The sequence below is a fragment of the Nocardia sp. NPDC059177 genome, from assembly GCF_042755165.1.
Taxonomy (GTDB): Bacteria; Actinomycetota; Actinomycetes; order Mycobacteriales; family Mycobacteriaceae; genus Nocardia.
In genome coordinates this window covers 84,662-98,239 of record NZ_JBHZBX010000017.1, presented here as the reverse complement: position 1 = coordinate 98,239, position 13,578 = coordinate 84,662, and the positions used below count along the sequence as shown (strand labels likewise).

The window sequence follows — 13,578 nt, the reverse complement described above, 5'->3', positions numbered from 1 at the left end:
TCCTCCCGCGATACCAGTGAATTTACCGGAGGAATACCGCCCAGGGCGACCGATCCGTAGGGCTTTGCCATAGTCTGGATGGCATGGCGACGACCCTGCTGTGTGGTTCCGGTGGAGGCCGATACCTGTGAAGGATCGGCAGGTCGAAGTGGTGCCCGGAAGTCATGCGGTCGCGCGGGTCGCGGGCGCGGTGATCGTGGTGGCGCACCGGGGGCAGGGCAGACCAGGGCCGGGCGATACCGCGGGGCTCGCCCTCGAATCGCTGGCCGAGCTGGTCCGCGCCGCCGCTGACGAGGCGCCCGGCGGGCCGGGATCGGTGATCGCGCGCGAGTCGACCCGCTGGCTGATGAAGTACGCCGAGCAGATCTCGCCGGGCGTCCCGATCGATTTCGGGGTGCTCTCGGCCGCCGACAACGGCGGTGTCGCGATCTTCCTGCACGGTGCGGTGACGGCGGTGCTGGCCGACGAGCACGGTCTGGAGCATTACCGGGGCAGTGACGCGGCGTTCACCGTCGACCGGGTGGCCTCGGAACCGGCCAGGGGCGTCGCGCTGTTCGCCGACGACGCCAAGGGCCGGATCCCGGACCTGCCGCCGGAGCGGGGCATCGGCTGGCTGGTCGAGGGCATCGCGCAGGCCGGTGGGGCCGTGGTGTGGTCCAACGATGTGCGCAGCCGGGTGCGGACCGCCGAACCGGCCGGCGCCACCCGTCGCCCGCCGCCGCCGACCGCGCGGATCGACCGGGAACCGCCTGCGCCGCACCAGGGTTCGCGGCCGGCCGAGCAGCCCGCGACCGGGATGCAGCCGGCCACCTCGATGATGGACGCGGTCACCAGCGCCACCGGGCCGGATCATTCGACCGTCGACCCGCACGGCGTCGAGACCCGGCAGGCGGGCACCAATCCCGCGCCGGAACCCGACCCAGCCCTGCAACGCAGGCTCGAGGCCACCGCGCGTTCGACGGTGCTCGCGGTGAAGGTGATGGGATTCAAGTGCGCGCGTGCGCATCCCAGCGATCCGCGCTCGGCGTTCTGCACAGTCTGCGGCATGCCGGTCGACCAGACCCAGGCGCTGTCGGAGGTCGTTCGCCCCCCGCTGGGCATGCTCGTCCTCGACGACGGCATGACCTTCCTGCTCGCCGCCGACGCGGTGCTCGGTCGCGACCCGGAGAATTCCGAGGCCGCCCAGCGCGGGCTCATCCCGCTGCGCGTCGACGACACCTCCGGCGGCATGTCGCGCGCGCACGCCGAAGTGCACCTGGTGAATTGGGACGCGCAACTGGTGGATCGCGGATCGACCAACGGCACCCGCTCCCGCCTGCCCGGCTACCGCGACTGGATCCGCCTCACCCCGAACCAGCCGCTGGTGCTGGTCCCGGGCACCGAGGTGATGATCGGCAACCGAGTCCTGCGCTACGAACCCGCCGCCCCACCACCGTTCGGCTAGCTGTAACGGGAGAGGCAGGTGGTTTCGCCGTTGAGGACGCCCGCGCGGAAGGCGTCGACGCGGGAGAAGCCGCTGGGGACGGTGTTGCCTTCGGCGTCGCTGGCGGCCAGGCCGTCGGTGAGCAGGCCGGAGACGGCTTCGTCGAGGTCACCCGCGGACAGCTGGATGTCGCCCTGGCTGACCGGGCGGTCGGAGCGGGCGAGCTGCCCGGTGACCACCCCGGACAGGCAGGCCGCGCGCAGACCGGTTTTCGCGCCGGTCAGCTCCTGGCCCTGATCGCGCTGCACGGCCAGGGTGTAGCGGGAGATGAACACGACGTAGCCGTTGTAGTCGCCGCTGACCTTCACCGGGAGCGGGCCGTCGTCCTCGGTGTCGACCGATCCGCGCGCGGCCAGGCCGGCGACGTCGGTGGCGATGAGGTTGTCGGCGGGGCAGTAGGTGACCGGTTCGGTGTCGGCACCGTCGGCGCAGTCGATCTCGGCGCCGGAGAATCCGTAGGTGGGATTCTCCTCGACCGGCAGGATCGCCTGCAGCGCCTTGCTCAACTCGACGAGATTCTCCTTGGAGATGGGGTATTCGCCGCGGCCGGTGTCGCCGGAGAAGCTCTGCGGCAGGTTACCGCGCCGCTGTTCGATCTCCTCGGTGTCGATGCCCTTGCAGCCGTGCGGGCCGTCGGTGAACCCGACCTGCACGGCGGTGACGCGCTCGAAGGCCGAGCCGTGCACGCTCTCCGGGTCGTCGGGGTCGCTGTCGCGGATCGAAACCGTCGCGGCGAGTACCGAATTGAGGCCGTCGGAGGTGTTGATGGTGAAGTGGTTCGACTTGTCCTCGGCGACGTGGCGGATGAACGCGCCGGCGAAGCAGTCGGCCTGCTGTTCCTTGACCAGCACCGGGGTCTTCTTGGTGACCAGGCCGGCCATGGTCTGGATGGCGTGCCCGTACTCGTGGGCCAGCACCATCACCACCGACATCTTGCCGAAGGTCTCGCTCATGGTGGGCAGCAGCATCGCGCGGTCCCAGCCGATGGAGTTGTCGCTACGGCAGTACGCGGCGTTGACCAGGTGGTAGGTGGTCTCCTTGCAGAATTCGACGGCCTGGCTGCGCGGGGCGCGCGCGTTCCAGGAGATCAGCTTCTGCACCGGATCGAAGGTCTGGTCGGGGAACTCGGTGGCGAAGACGGACTGCCAGTAGGTCTGGATGTCGGCGATCGCGTTGAGGGCTAGGTGATCCATCTCACCGTCGTCGCCGTTGGTGGCGGTGAGGTCGGTGTCGGCGACGCCGGGGCGCGGGCCGTTGGGGCCGCCGGTGGTCGGCAATCCGGCCACCTGGAAGGGGTCGTCGTAGATCGATACGGCGTGGCCGTCGACCGCGCGGGTGCAGCCCACGCTCAACAGCGCGCATAGCACGGCGCTGATCGCAACGAACACTTGGCCTTTCGACATTACTCCCCCTGGTCGGCCGGATCCCGGTGCAGGTCGATCACCGGATCGGTACTCGAGCCGTCTCGGGGGCACCGCCGATGTCCGGGCGATGGCATAGTATCCGCTCCATGTCTTCACCGGGGGCGCAGACCATCACCGTGCGCCATGATGGAACCGAACGAGTCTTCGAAGCGAGCCAGCAGATCACCATGGGCCGCGCGCCCGAGGTGACGCTGTTCGTCGACAGTCCACTGGTCTCGCGCGTGCACGCCATTCTGCGTTTCCAGAACGGCGCCTGGATACTCGCCGACAACGGCAGTACCAACGGCGTGTTCGTCGACGCGCGCAGGCTGAACCAGCCCGTATCGATCGACCGGCCGACCCAGGTGCGCCTGGGCGACGCGATCACCGGCCCGCTGCTGCACCTGGTCCCGGCCGCGCTGGGGTCGCGGCACGCGGCCACCATGGTCGCGCCGCCGTCGCAGCCGCAGCAACATCCCCACCCGCCGCAGCGCCCCCAGTTCCCGCCGCCGTCGCGGCCGAATCCGCAGGTCCAGCAGCAGCCGCAACGTCCGCAACATGTCCCGAACCAGCAGCGTCCCGCGCAGCCGATGGCGCCGCAGGACAACATCAACATGACCCGCCGCGCCGACTCCTCGATGCTGCCGCCGGTCCGCAAGTCGGCCTCGACCGAGCCGGTCGCGCGCGGTGACCGGATCCCGCCCGGCGGCCTGAGCATCGGCCGTACCTCCGACAACCAGATCGTGGTCAACGATCCGCTGGCCTCGCGCCATCACGCCCGCCTCGGTTCCTCCCCGGAGGGCCTGGTCATCGAGGACCTCGGTTCGGCCAACGGCACCTTCGTCAACGGTCACCGCCAGCAGCGCACCGTGCTGCGCGAGCGCGACATCGTCACCATCGGCAATATCGACTTCGTCGTCACCCAGGGCGCGCTGACGCACCGGCAGAAGCCGGTCGCCGAGCTCGGCCTGACGGTGCACGGGGTCGGGTTCACCGTCGAGGGCAACAAGCAGCTGCTCGTCGATGTCAACATGCAGGCGGGTCGCGGCACGCTCACCGCGCTGATCGGTCCGTCGGGCGCGGGCAAGTCGACGCTGTCCAAGCTCATCGCGGGCAACACCCAGCCCTCCGGTGGTGTGGTCACCTTCGAGGGCCGCAATCTGCACGCCGAGTACGAGGCGTTGCGTTCCCGTATCGGCATGGTCCCGCAGGACGATGTGCTGCACCGTCAGCTGACCGTGCGCCAGGCCCTCGGCTTCGCCGCCGAACTGCGGCTGCCGCCCGACACCACCAAGGCCGACCGCCAGCAGGTGATCGACGGTGTGCTGCGCGAACTCTCACTCACCCAGCACGCCGACACCCGCGTCGACCGGCTCTCCGGTGGTCAGCGCAAGCGCGCGTCGGTGGCGATGGAGCTGCTCACCGGTCCGTCGCTGCTGATCCTCGACGAGCCCACCTCGGGCCTCGACCCGGCGCTGGACCGTCAGGTCATGCAGATGCTGCGCGAACTGGCCGACGCCGGTCGCGTGGTGATCGTGGTGACCCACTCGGTCGCCTGCCTGGACATGTGCGACCAGGTGGTGCTGCTGGCCCCCGGCGGCAAGACCGCCTTCGCCGGCAATCCCGGCGGCGTCGGAGCCGCGCTGGGCACCACCGACTGGGCCGAGATCTTCGCCAATGTCGCGGCCAACCCGGATCAGGCCTTCGCGGCCTATCGATCCAGGCAGGCGGCCGTCCCGCCACCGCCACCCCCGGCGCCGCAGCAGCGCGGCAGCCAGGGCGCGCCGCCGCAGTCCAGCGGAATGCGCCAGTTCAGCACGCTGGCGCGCAGGCAGCTGCGGCTGATCTTCGCCGACCGCGGCTACCTGGTGTTCCTGGTGGTGCTGCCGTTCATCCTCGGCGCGCTGTCGCTGGTGGTACCCGGTAGCGACGGTTTCACCGAAGCTCCGCTGGTCGCCCAGCCCGACGGATCGTTCGCCCGCGCCAGTGGTGGCGAGGCGCAGCAGCTGCTGGTCGTGCTCATTCTCGGCGCCTGCTTCATGGGTGCCACGCTGACCGTGCGTGACCTGGTCGGCGAGCGGTCGATCTTCTATCGCGAGCGCGCGGTCGGCCTGCTGCCGTGGGCGTATCTGATGGCCAAGATCGCGGTGTTCAGCGTGACCGCGTTCCTGCAGTCGGCGGTGCTGATCGGGATCACCTTCATCGGCAAGAAGCCGCCGGGTTCGGGGGCGTTGATCCCCAACGGCAGCATCGAGCTGTATCTCGACATCGCGCTGACCGCGGTGTGCTGTGTGGTGTTCGGTCTGCTGATGTCGGCGCTGGCCAAGTCCAACGAGCAGGTCATGCCGATGCTCGTGGTGATGATCATGGTGCAGCTGGTGATGGCAGGCGGCCTGATCCCGGTGACCGACCGGGTCGGCCTCGAACAGGTGTCGTACCTGTTCCCCTCGCGCTGGGGTTACGCGGCGGGCGCGTCGACGGTGGATCTGACCGAGCTGGTGATCGGCGCCCAGGACGACCCGTTGTGGGCGCACTCGGCGGGGATCTGGGTACTGAACATCGTGCTGCTGATCGTGATCACGGCGATCCTCGCGGTGATCACCTGGACGCGCCTGCGGTTGAAGAAGTCGCAGGCATGATCGGTCAGCCAAGCCCGGACGAGCGCAGCATGATCCGGCAGGTCAGGACCATATCGGTGGGCACGGTGCGCGCGTCGTCCGTCGACCGGGCACACTTGAGCCTGTGACCGTTCGAGTTGGGGCCCTGCATCTGGGGTGGGATGTGGTGTCCGTCGCCGCGGGTGGTGGGGACACGCCGATCCGCCCGGTTCAGGTCGAGGGCACCTATACCCCGCCTGCCTACCTGCTCGCCGACGCGGCGGGCAGGCTGCACACCGCCGGTGTCGACCGGCAGCGACCCGACCTGGGGATGGCGATCGCCGATGTGCGCGACATCCTCGGGCATCCGCAGATCGTGATCGCCGGGGCGACCTGGCCCGCCGAACTGGTGTTCCGGGCCAGGCTCTACAACCCGCTGGCCGCGATCGGCAAGTACCTGCGCGGCAAGCCGCAGCTGGTCGCGCTGCCGTATCCGGACAGCTGGCCCGACGAGAAGGTGGAGGTGTACGCGGCGCTGGTCGAGCAGCTCGACGTGGTCGTGGAACCGCTGCCGGAGAGCGTCGCGCTGTCGGGGTATGTGCGGGCGCTGGGGCTGGTCTCGCCGCCGAGTGAGCGGCACCGCACCGGCGTCGGCGCCACCGGGGTGTACTCCGACGGCCGCACGCTGCTGGTGGTCGCGGTGCACGGCGACGACGAACAGCCCACCGAGTCGGTGGAGGTCGCGGTCAGCGCCGAGGCGCTGCGCGATGCACGCTCGGCCGACAATGTGGTGATCGAGGCGATGGCCGCGGCCCGCTCGATCGGCGCCGACACCTCGACGGTGCTGCTGGCGGGCAATGTCTGTTTCAACGACGCCCTGCGCCTGGCCTTCCAGAACCATCTCGGCCAGCGTCTGCACGTGGCCGACCATCCGATGCACGCGCTGGTGCTCGGCGCCTCGCATCTGCTGGTCACCGAGCCCGCCTTCGACGAGGACGACTACGAGGAACCCCAGCACCCCGGCGCTGCCTATGCCGCGCAGGTGGGCTGGGGCGCGCAGCCGAGCGCACCACCCGCGGCCCAGCCGCCGGGACCGGCCGGTTTCGTCGCGGGCCCGCCCGCCCAGGCCTCCGGCCGGCACGCCCTCGACAGCGACTCCGACGCGGACGGTCGCGGCAAGCTGCTCGGCAAGGTGAAGAAGGGCTTCTTCGGCGCACCGGCCATCGCGGGCGCGCTCGCGCTGGCCGCGACCGGCTGGCAGGCCGACGCCGTGGTCGCCGCCGACCCGGTCAACTGCGCGTTCACCCCGTACGCGAACACGGTCCCGCCCGCGGGCATCGAGACCGCGCGCGGCGGCCTGGTCGACGACCGGGCCTGCGTCACCCCCGGCATCGACACCCTGCGCTACCTGATCCCGGGCACCGCGGGCGCGACCGATCCGGGCCCGCCGGTGGTCATCTAGCGCCGGTGCCCGATTGTGGGTCGGTCATGCCCGGCTGGTATCGTGGCTCGCTGGCGTGTGGAACGCCGAACCGTTCGCGGATCGGAGTCTCCTCGATGTCCCGGGTCTCCACCGGCCGCCGGGACAGTCTCGACCCACACCCGTGGCCGGCAACACCGACGACAGACAGGGAACGACTGTGCCTACGTACAGCCCCAAGGCGGGTGACGTGACCCGTAAGTGGTACGTCATCGACGCCACTGACGTAGTCCTCGGCCGTCTTGCCGTGCAGGCCGCTGGCCTGCTGCGCGGCAAGGGCAAGCCGACCTACGCCCCGCACGTCGATGGTGGCGACTTCGTCATCATCATCAACGCGGACAAGGTTGCCATCTCCGGCAACAAGAAGCAGGACAAGCTCATCCACCACCACAGCGGACACCCGGGCGGCCTCAAGTCGCGCACTGTCGGCGAGGTGTTGGCGACCCGTCCCGATCGTCTCGTGGAGAAGGCCGTCAAGGGCATGATCCCGAAGAACAAGCTGGGCAACGCGATCGCGGGCAAGCTGAAGGTCTACGCAGGCCCGAACCACCCCCACGCCGCGCAGCAGCCGGTTCCGTTCGAGATCAAGCAGGTGGCCCAGTGACCGCTCCTGAAGAGTTCACCAACGAAGAGTTCGACGCGGTCGACGAGACCGTGGTCGAGGTCGTCGAAGACGGCGAAGGCTACGAGGCCGAGTACGTCGAAGAGACCGAGTTCGCGCCGATCGTGATCGATCGCCCGGTGCAGACCGTCGGCCGCCGTAAGGAAGCCGTCGTTCGCGTGCGCCTGGTGCCCGGTTCGGGCAACTTCGAGCTCAACGGCCGCTCCATCGAGGACTACTTCCCGAACAAGGTGCACCAGCAGCTCGTGAAGTCCCCGCTGGTCACCGTCGAGCGGGTCGAGTCCTTCGACATCTACGCTCGCCTGGTCGGTGGCGGCCCGTCGGGTCAGGCAGGCGCGCTGCGTCTGGCCATCGCCCGCGCGCTGATCGAGGTCACCCCGGAGGATCGCCCCGCGCTCAAGCGTGCCGGCTTCCTGACGCGTGACCCGCGTGCCACCGAGCGTAAGAAGTACGGTCTGAAGAAGGCCCGTAAGGCGCCTCAGTACTCGAAGCGCTGATTTACGCACTGCCGGCCACCATGGTTCGCATACGCTATGTATGCTCCCCGCGACAGCGGGGATGAGCCCGGTCGGCGGAGCACGTGTGCGAGAGCAGGCTGCCAGCACCGCTGGTCGCCTGCTCTCGTGCTGTATCGGGGACCTACTACCAGTAGAGGGTTTTATGGGACGGCTGTTCGGCACCGACGGTGTTCGTGGACTCGCCAACGAATCGTTGAGCCCGGAACTGGCGATGCGGGTCGCGGGCGCGGCCGCGCAGGTGCTCTCGCGCGGGAAGAAGCGCGCGGTCGCGGTCGTCGGCCGGGATCCGCGAGCCAGCGGCGAGATGCTGGAAGCCGCGGTGACCGCGGGCCTGACCTCGGCTGGTGTCGACGTCCTCTCGGTGGGTGTGCTGCCCACCCCGGCGGTGGCCTACCTGACCGGCCTCTACGACGCGTGCTTCGGCGTGATGATCTCCGCCTCGCACAATCCGATGCCCGACAACGGGATCAAGATCTTCGCCGCGGGCGGGCACAAGCTCGACGACGCGGTGGAACAGCGGATCGAAGCCCTCATCACCGAGGGTGTGACCGTGCGCCCGACCGGCGCGGGCATCGGCCGCGTGCGCGGCGACTACACCGTCGAGGGCACCCACGAACGCTATGTCGAGCACCTGCTCGAATCCACCGGCCAGGACCTGACCGGTCTCACCGTCGTCGTCGACTGCGCGCACGGCGCGGCCGCCGAGGTGGCCCCGCAGGTCTACCGGGAGGCGGGCGCGACGGTGATCGCGATCAACGCCGAACCCACCGGCCTCAACATCAACGACGGCTGCGGCTCGACCCACCTGGACACGGTGCGGCGCGCGGTCCGCGAACACGGCGCCGACCTGGGCATCGCCCTCGACGGTGACGCCGACCGCTGCCTGGCGGTCGACGCCGCGGGCGAGGTCGTCGACGGTGACGCCATCATGGCCGTGCTGGCGCTGGCCATGCGCGAGTCCGACGAGCTCGTCGGCGACACCCTGGTCGCGACCGTGATGAGCAACCTCGGCCTGCACATCGCCATGCGCGCGGCCGGGATCACCGTCCTCACCGCCGCCGTCGGCGACCGCTACGTGCTCGAGGAGCTACGGCGCGGCGGTTACAGCCTCGGCGGCGAACAGTCCGGGCACGTGGTGTTCCCGCGCTACGGCACCACCGGCGACGGTGTGCTGACCGGGCTGCGGCTGATGGCGCGGATGGCCCAGACCAAGCGCACCCTGGCCGAGCTGGCCGCGGTGATGTCCACGGTGCCGCAGGTGCTGGTGAATGTGCCGGTCAGCGACAAGGCCGCCGTCGCGGCCGCGCCCGAGGTGCGTGACGCGGTCGCCGAGGCGGAGCGGATTCTCGGCGAGACCGGCCGGGTCCTGTTGCGGCCCAGCGGAACCGAGCAGCTGGTGCGGGTGATGGTGGAGGCCACCGATCCGGCGCAGGCGCGTCAGCTGGCCGACGATCTGGCCAAGCGGGTCGCCGCGGTCTAGTTCCGTTCGGCTGGCGTGAACGTGCAATCCGGCGCGTCGCAATCGGTAAAACGACTGGGCGCGGCCGTTTTGCACGCTGACGCCGGCCCCGCCGCGGCGGACCAGTGGCGTGTCCCGTCCAGCCCATCTACTATCGGCATACGCCATCAGGACCTGTGTGCCCCGTGGCGCGTGTGCTGCTAGGCGCAGGCGGATGATTTGGCGCGCAGCACTATTCGAAGGGGGGCCGGGTCATGCTGCCTGCGCACAACTACCGTGATCAGTACTACGAGTACGGTGAGCCCGACCAGCCGCATCGTTGTGGCGGCGCTTGCGGGCGGCCCGGCTGCCGCGAAGCCCCGCAGGGGTACCGGGAAGTGCCGCAGGGATATTCGCACACCGTGCCGATCCGCGACGAGGGCTATGGTCAGCCCGAGCGGGCCACGCCGGGGCCGCAGCGAACCCCTTTCACCGTGCCCCGAGTGCCGCGCTCGCGGTCGCTGATCACGGTCACCGCAGTACTGACGGCGACCGCCCTGGCCGGACTGATCGGCGCCGAACTGGGGTCGGACATCGATCTGTTCGGCGCGGCGGAATCAGCCGTGGTTCGGACGTTCTGACGACCGCCGCCGGGAGCTGTGCGGCGCCCACGTCGCCGGCCGAGTCCGCCGCGGCTCGCGCTGCCGGAACGGCGCAACGGCCACGCTGAGCGGATATTGTCAGAATTGACCGGCGACGAAACCGCTGAACAGCACCAGGAACCCGCCGATCTCACCGGCGATCAGCCCGTACATCGCCAGTCGCAGCACACCCGGGATCTCGCCGGCGAACTGGTTGGTGGTGTCGCGGCGGGCGCCGTGCAGTACGTAGCTGGCGATCGCGCCGACGAAAAACGCCAGCACCACCAGATCGGCGATCAGGTTCACCGCCGTCGGCCAGGCGCTGAGCTCGGTGAACACCGCGAGCAGCACCCCGGCGAAGGAATACAGCAGCGCCGCGCGGTGCGCGATGTCGACGTAGATGTGCGCCGCACCGTCGGGTGAGGTGCGGATGCCGTGGTATTTCCACGCCCCGAGCAGCAGCGCGCTCAGGAAGATCAGCCCGGTGATCAGCAGGGTCAGGCGGGTGTCGATTCCCAGGTCCATCGTGGCACTACCCTTCGGTGAGCGTGCCCGCCGCCATGTGCCAGCGGCGGGTCGCGCGAACAGAATCCAGCATGCGGCGGTCGTGCGTCACCAGAATCAAGGTGCCGGTGAAGGATTCGACGGCCTGCTCGAGTTGCTCGATGGCGGGCAGGTCGAGATGGTTGGTCGGCTCGTCGAGGACCAGCAGGTTCACCCCGCGCGCCTGCAGCAGCGCCAGCGCGGCCCTGGTGCGTTCGCCGGGCGAGAGCGTGTCGCAGGGGCGGGTCACGTGCGGGCCGCGCAGACCGAACTTGGCGAGCAGGGTGCGCACGTCGGCGTCGGGCCAGTCGGGCATCGCGGCACCGAAGGTGACGGCGAGCGCCGCCGGGCCGCGGAACAGCCCGCGCGCCTGGTCGACCTCACCGATCCGCACCCCCGAACCCAGTGCGGCGGTCCCGGAATCCGGGGCGATCTTGCCCAGCAGCAAGCCGAGCAATGTGGATTTGCCCGAACCGTTGGCACCGGTGAGCACGATCCGGTCGGCCCAGTCGATCTGGGTGGTGACCGGGCCGAGGGTGAACTCGCCGCGGCGCACCACCGCGTTCGCGGCCGTGGCCACCACCGCGCCGCTGCGTGGGGCGGTGGCGATCTCCATCCGCAGCTCCCACTCCTTGCGCGGCTCCTCGACCACGTCCAGGCGTTCGATCCGGCGCTGCGTCTGCCGGGCCTTGGCGGCCTGCTTCTCGGTGGACTCGGCACGGGTCTTGCGGCCCATCTTGTCCGAGTCGCCCTTGCCCTTGCGGCGGGCGTTGCGCACACCGTGCTCGAGCCAGTTGCGCTGCATCTGCGCGCGCGCCTCCAAACCCGCCTTGGTGTCGGCGAATTCGTCATAGGCCTCGCGGGCGTGTCTGCGGGCGATCTCCCGCTCCGCCAGATACGCCTCGTAGCCACCGTCGTAGAGCCCCACCTGCTGCTGGGCCAGATCCAGTTCCAGCACCTGATTCACGGTGCGCGCCAGGAACTCCCGGTCGTGGCTGATCACCATCAGCGGCACCCGCACGCCCGTGACGAAGCGCTCCAGCCGGTCCAGGCCGTCCAGGTCGAGGTCGTTGGTCGGCTCGTCGAGCAGCAGGATGTCGAAGCGCGACAACAACACCGAGGCCAGCCCCGCCCGCGCCGCCTGCCCGCCGGACAGCCCGGTCATCGGCGTGGCCAGGCCGCCGGCCAGACCGTCGGTGAGGCCGAGGTCGGCCGCCACCTCCTCGGCCCGCTGATCCAGATCGGCGCCACCGAGGGCCAGCCAGTGCTCCAGCGCGGGGGAGTAGTCGTCGTCCCCGCCCTCGCCGAGACGCTCGGCGGCCGCGTCCATCACCCGCTGCGCCTGCGCGACTCCGGTTCGGCGCGCGAGGAACTCGAGCACCGTCTCACCCTCGATCCGCTCCGGTTCCTGCGCCAGATAGCCGACCGTCGCGTCCGGCGGGCTCAGCGTGATCGTGCCCGCCCCCGGCGCGCGCTCGGCCAGCATCCGCAGCAGCGTCGACTTGCCCGCGCCGTTCACCCCGACCAGCCCGATCACATCACCGGGGGCGAGGGTGAAATCGAGGTCGGCGAACAGGGTCCGCTCGGCATGGCCCGCGGACAGGCCGGTCGCTTGCAATGTCGTGCTCACCTCGACAATTCTGCCCGTCTCGGGGTCGGACCCTGAGGCCGGGCCCAGCGGAAATCAGGGTGCGTCTCAGTCCTGCCACCGATGCGGCGACCAGCCCCCGCTCGGCACAGTGGAGTCATCACTTGCCCGACAGGAAGGCACCGACCATGACCGCCCCCGCCCGCCGCTTCACCCGTTCGACCAGCGACTCCTGGATCGCAGGCGTCTGCGGTGGGATCGCGGAATACTTCGGCTGGAACCCCACCATCGTCCGCCTCCTCTTCGTCCTCTCCTGCCTCCTCCCCGGCCCCCAGTTCCTGCTCTACCTGGTCCTGTGGGTGATGATGCCGAAGAAGTAAGCCCCGACCGCCCCACCAGCCGCTCGCGGATGACAATATGGAGGCCAACCCGCCGCTGTCATCCGCGAGTTTTCCGTTGGAGGAGGAGTCATGGTCACCTCGGGCGACATCCCCGGCCTCGGCCTACCCGATATCGACGCCCACTCGCCGCTGAGCGAACTCGGCGCCGTGGAACTGCACAGCCCGGCCCAGGACCTCGACGGCGACGGCATCGTCGACTCCTACACCGACACCACCCCCGACTCGACGAACGTCTGGTCCGACTACGACCACGACGGCTTCGCCGACCACGTCACCGTGGTCGAGGGCGACGGTGACTACGCGGCCTGGGAGTACCACCGCCATCCCGACGGGACCTCGGAGTGGCGGCGAACCGATCAGGGGAATCTGGGCGAGTAGCGCCGACCGTCACCGCTGTGATCGAATCCGAGCACAGCGATATTCGTGGCGCGATGATGGGAACCGATCCGGCATCTCGTGCGTCCAAGAAGACAGGTGGTCTTCTCGGCGGTGGAGGACCGCGACGGGATCGGCGAACGGAGGGGACAGGCGATGGGGTATGCGAACACGCTCGGCGTGCAGACCGGTGAGCTCGGGCAACTGGGCAACGACCTGAACATATCGGGCAGCACGGTGGCCAACTCGGTGAAACGGATCACCGACAACTCGTTCGGCGCCGGTGATGCCGGCCGCAACTACGCGAACGAGGGCAAGGCGATCGGGGCGGGGCTCGAGGTCGCGATCGCGTGGTTGAACAACTGGAGCTCCGCGACCAAGGCGATCGGCGACGGGGTCGGGGCGGCCTCGCTGGCCTATTCGAACACCGACAAAGAGAACGCGGCGAAGACCGCCAATGCCGCGGCGGCCGTGTAGTGAGTGAGCGCA

At 69.7% G+C, this 13,578-nt stretch carries 13 protein-coding genes; 10 read left to right on the top strand and 3 right to left on the bottom strand.

What is annotated here, in order from left to right; all coding sequences use genetic code 11:
- Nucleotides 1-127: 127 nt before the first annotated feature.
- On the top strand, nt 128-1,444 hold the full coding sequence (locus ACFXK0_RS21220) for an FHA domain-containing protein (RefSeq protein WP_379412273.1): 1,317 nt from the start codon (nt 128-130) through the stop codon (nt 1,442-1,444).
- Here the strand turns inward: ACFXK0_RS21220 and ACFXK0_RS21215 are convergent.
- Nucleotides 1,441-2,886 carry a neutral zinc metallopeptidase gene (locus ACFXK0_RS21215; protein ID WP_379412271.1) on the bottom strand — a complete coding sequence of 482 codons (1,446 nt, stop codon included), beginning with the start codon at nt 2,884-2,886 and terminating at the stop codon, nt 1,441-1,443. The genes ACFXK0_RS21220 and ACFXK0_RS21215 overlap by 4 nt on opposite strands.
- A gap of 107 nt (nt 2,887-2,993) precedes the next feature.
- On the opposite strand from ACFXK0_RS21215, the gene ACFXK0_RS21210 reads away from it, so the two are divergent.
- From ACFXK0_RS21210 to ACFXK0_RS21185, 6 genes are all read left to right on the top strand, one after another.
- The gene (locus ACFXK0_RS21210; RefSeq protein ID WP_379412270.1) at nt 2,994-5,525 is read left to right on the top strand and encodes an FHA domain-containing protein; all 2,532 of its coding nucleotides are present in this window, start codon (nt 2,994-2,996) and stop codon (nt 5,523-5,525) included.
- Nucleotides 5,526-5,628: 103 nt separating this feature from the next.
- Nucleotides 5,629-6,945, top strand: coding sequence for a hypothetical protein (locus ACFXK0_RS21205; protein WP_379412268.1), 1,317 nt, complete (start codon nt 5,629-5,631; stop codon nt 6,943-6,945).
- A 178-nt stretch (nt 6,946-7,123) separates the two neighbouring features.
- Complete coding sequence (gene rplM / locus ACFXK0_RS21200; RefSeq protein ID WP_022567307.1) at nt 7,124-7,567, top strand: 50S ribosomal protein L13; 444 nt, start codon at nt 7,124-7,126, stop codon at nt 7,565-7,567.
- Nucleotides 7,564-8,082: a 30S ribosomal protein S9 gene (rpsI, locus tag ACFXK0_RS21195; RefSeq protein WP_379412267.1), complete on the top strand. Its 519-nt coding sequence runs from the start codon at nt 7,564-7,566 to the stop codon at nt 8,080-8,082. The genes rplM and rpsI overlap by 4 nt, the downstream gene beginning before the upstream one ends.
- Before the next feature lie 163 nt (nt 8,083-8,245).
- The gene (gene glmM / locus ACFXK0_RS21190; protein ID WP_379412265.1) at nt 8,246-9,583 is read left to right on the top strand and encodes a phosphoglucosamine mutase; all 1,338 of its coding nucleotides are present in this window, start codon (nt 8,246-8,248) and stop codon (nt 9,581-9,583) included.
- A gap of 233 nt (nt 9,584-9,816) precedes the next feature.
- Nucleotides 9,817-10,182 carry a hypothetical protein gene (locus ACFXK0_RS21185; protein ID WP_379412264.1) on the top strand — a complete coding sequence of 122 codons (366 nt, stop codon included), beginning with the start codon at nt 9,817-9,819 and terminating at the stop codon, nt 10,180-10,182.
- Nucleotides 10,183-10,281: 99 nt separating this feature from the next.
- Here the strand turns inward: ACFXK0_RS21185 and ACFXK0_RS21180 are convergent, their stop codons facing one another.
- The gene (locus ACFXK0_RS21180) at nt 10,282-10,707 is read right to left on the bottom strand and encodes a hypothetical protein (protein WP_379412262.1); all 426 of its coding nucleotides are present in this window, start codon (nt 10,705-10,707) and stop codon (nt 10,282-10,284) included.
- Nucleotides 10,708-10,714: 7 nt separating this feature from the next.
- Nucleotides 10,715-12,355 (bottom strand): ABC-F family ATP-binding cassette domain-containing protein, encoded by a 1,641-nt coding sequence (locus tag ACFXK0_RS21175; RefSeq protein ID WP_379412261.1) that lies wholly within the window; start codon nt 12,353-12,355, stop codon nt 10,715-10,717.
- 146 nt (nt 12,356-12,501) lie between these two features.
- Here ACFXK0_RS21175 and ACFXK0_RS21170 point away from each other — a divergent pair, with 146 nt between their 5' ends.
- The 3 genes from ACFXK0_RS21170 (at nt 12,502) to ACFXK0_RS21160 (ending at nt 13,566) form a co-directional block, all read left to right on the top strand.
- A complete protein-coding gene (locus tag ACFXK0_RS21170) occupies nt 12,502-12,693 on the top strand; it encodes a PspC domain-containing protein (RefSeq protein WP_379412259.1) in 192 nt (63 codons plus the stop codon).
- A gap of 90 nt (nt 12,694-12,783) precedes the next feature.
- On the top strand, nt 12,784-13,092 hold the full coding sequence (locus tag ACFXK0_RS21165; protein WP_379412258.1) for a DUF6802 family protein: 309 nt from the start codon (nt 12,784-12,786) through the stop codon (nt 13,090-13,092).
- 111 nt (nt 13,093-13,203) lie between these two features.
- Entirely contained in the window at nt 13,204-13,566 is a 363-nt protein-coding gene (locus ACFXK0_RS21160; RefSeq protein ID WP_379412256.1) for a hypothetical protein, read from the top strand.
- Nucleotides 13,567-13,578: the final 12 nt, after the last annotated feature.

Bases quoted from the DNA above. Each gene is read 5' to 3' on its own strand.
- ACFXK0_RS21215 (WP_379412271.1), bottom strand. From the start codon at position 2,886: ATGTCGAAAGGCCAAGTGTTCGTTGCGATCAGCGCCGTGCTATGCGCG.
- ACFXK0_RS21170 (WP_379412259.1), top strand. From the start codon at position 12,502: ATGACCGCCCCCGCCCGCCGCTTCACCCGTTCGACCAGCGACTCCTGG.
- glmM (WP_379412265.1), top strand. From the start codon at position 8,246: ATGGGACGGCTGTTCGGCACCGACGGTGTTCGTGGACTCGCCAACGAA.
- ACFXK0_RS21185 (WP_379412264.1), top strand. From the start codon at position 9,817: ATGCTGCCTGCGCACAACTACCGTGATCAGTACTACGAGTACGGTGAG.
- ACFXK0_RS21210 (WP_379412270.1), top strand. From the start codon at position 2,994: ATGTCTTCACCGGGGGCGCAGACCATCACCGTGCGCCATGATGGAACC.
- ACFXK0_RS21180 (WP_379412262.1), bottom strand. From the start codon at position 10,707: ATGGACCTGGGAATCGACACCCGCCTGACCCTGCTGATCACCGGGCTG.
- ACFXK0_RS21165 (WP_379412258.1), top strand. From the start codon at position 12,784: ATGGTCACCTCGGGCGACATCCCCGGCCTCGGCCTACCCGATATCGAC.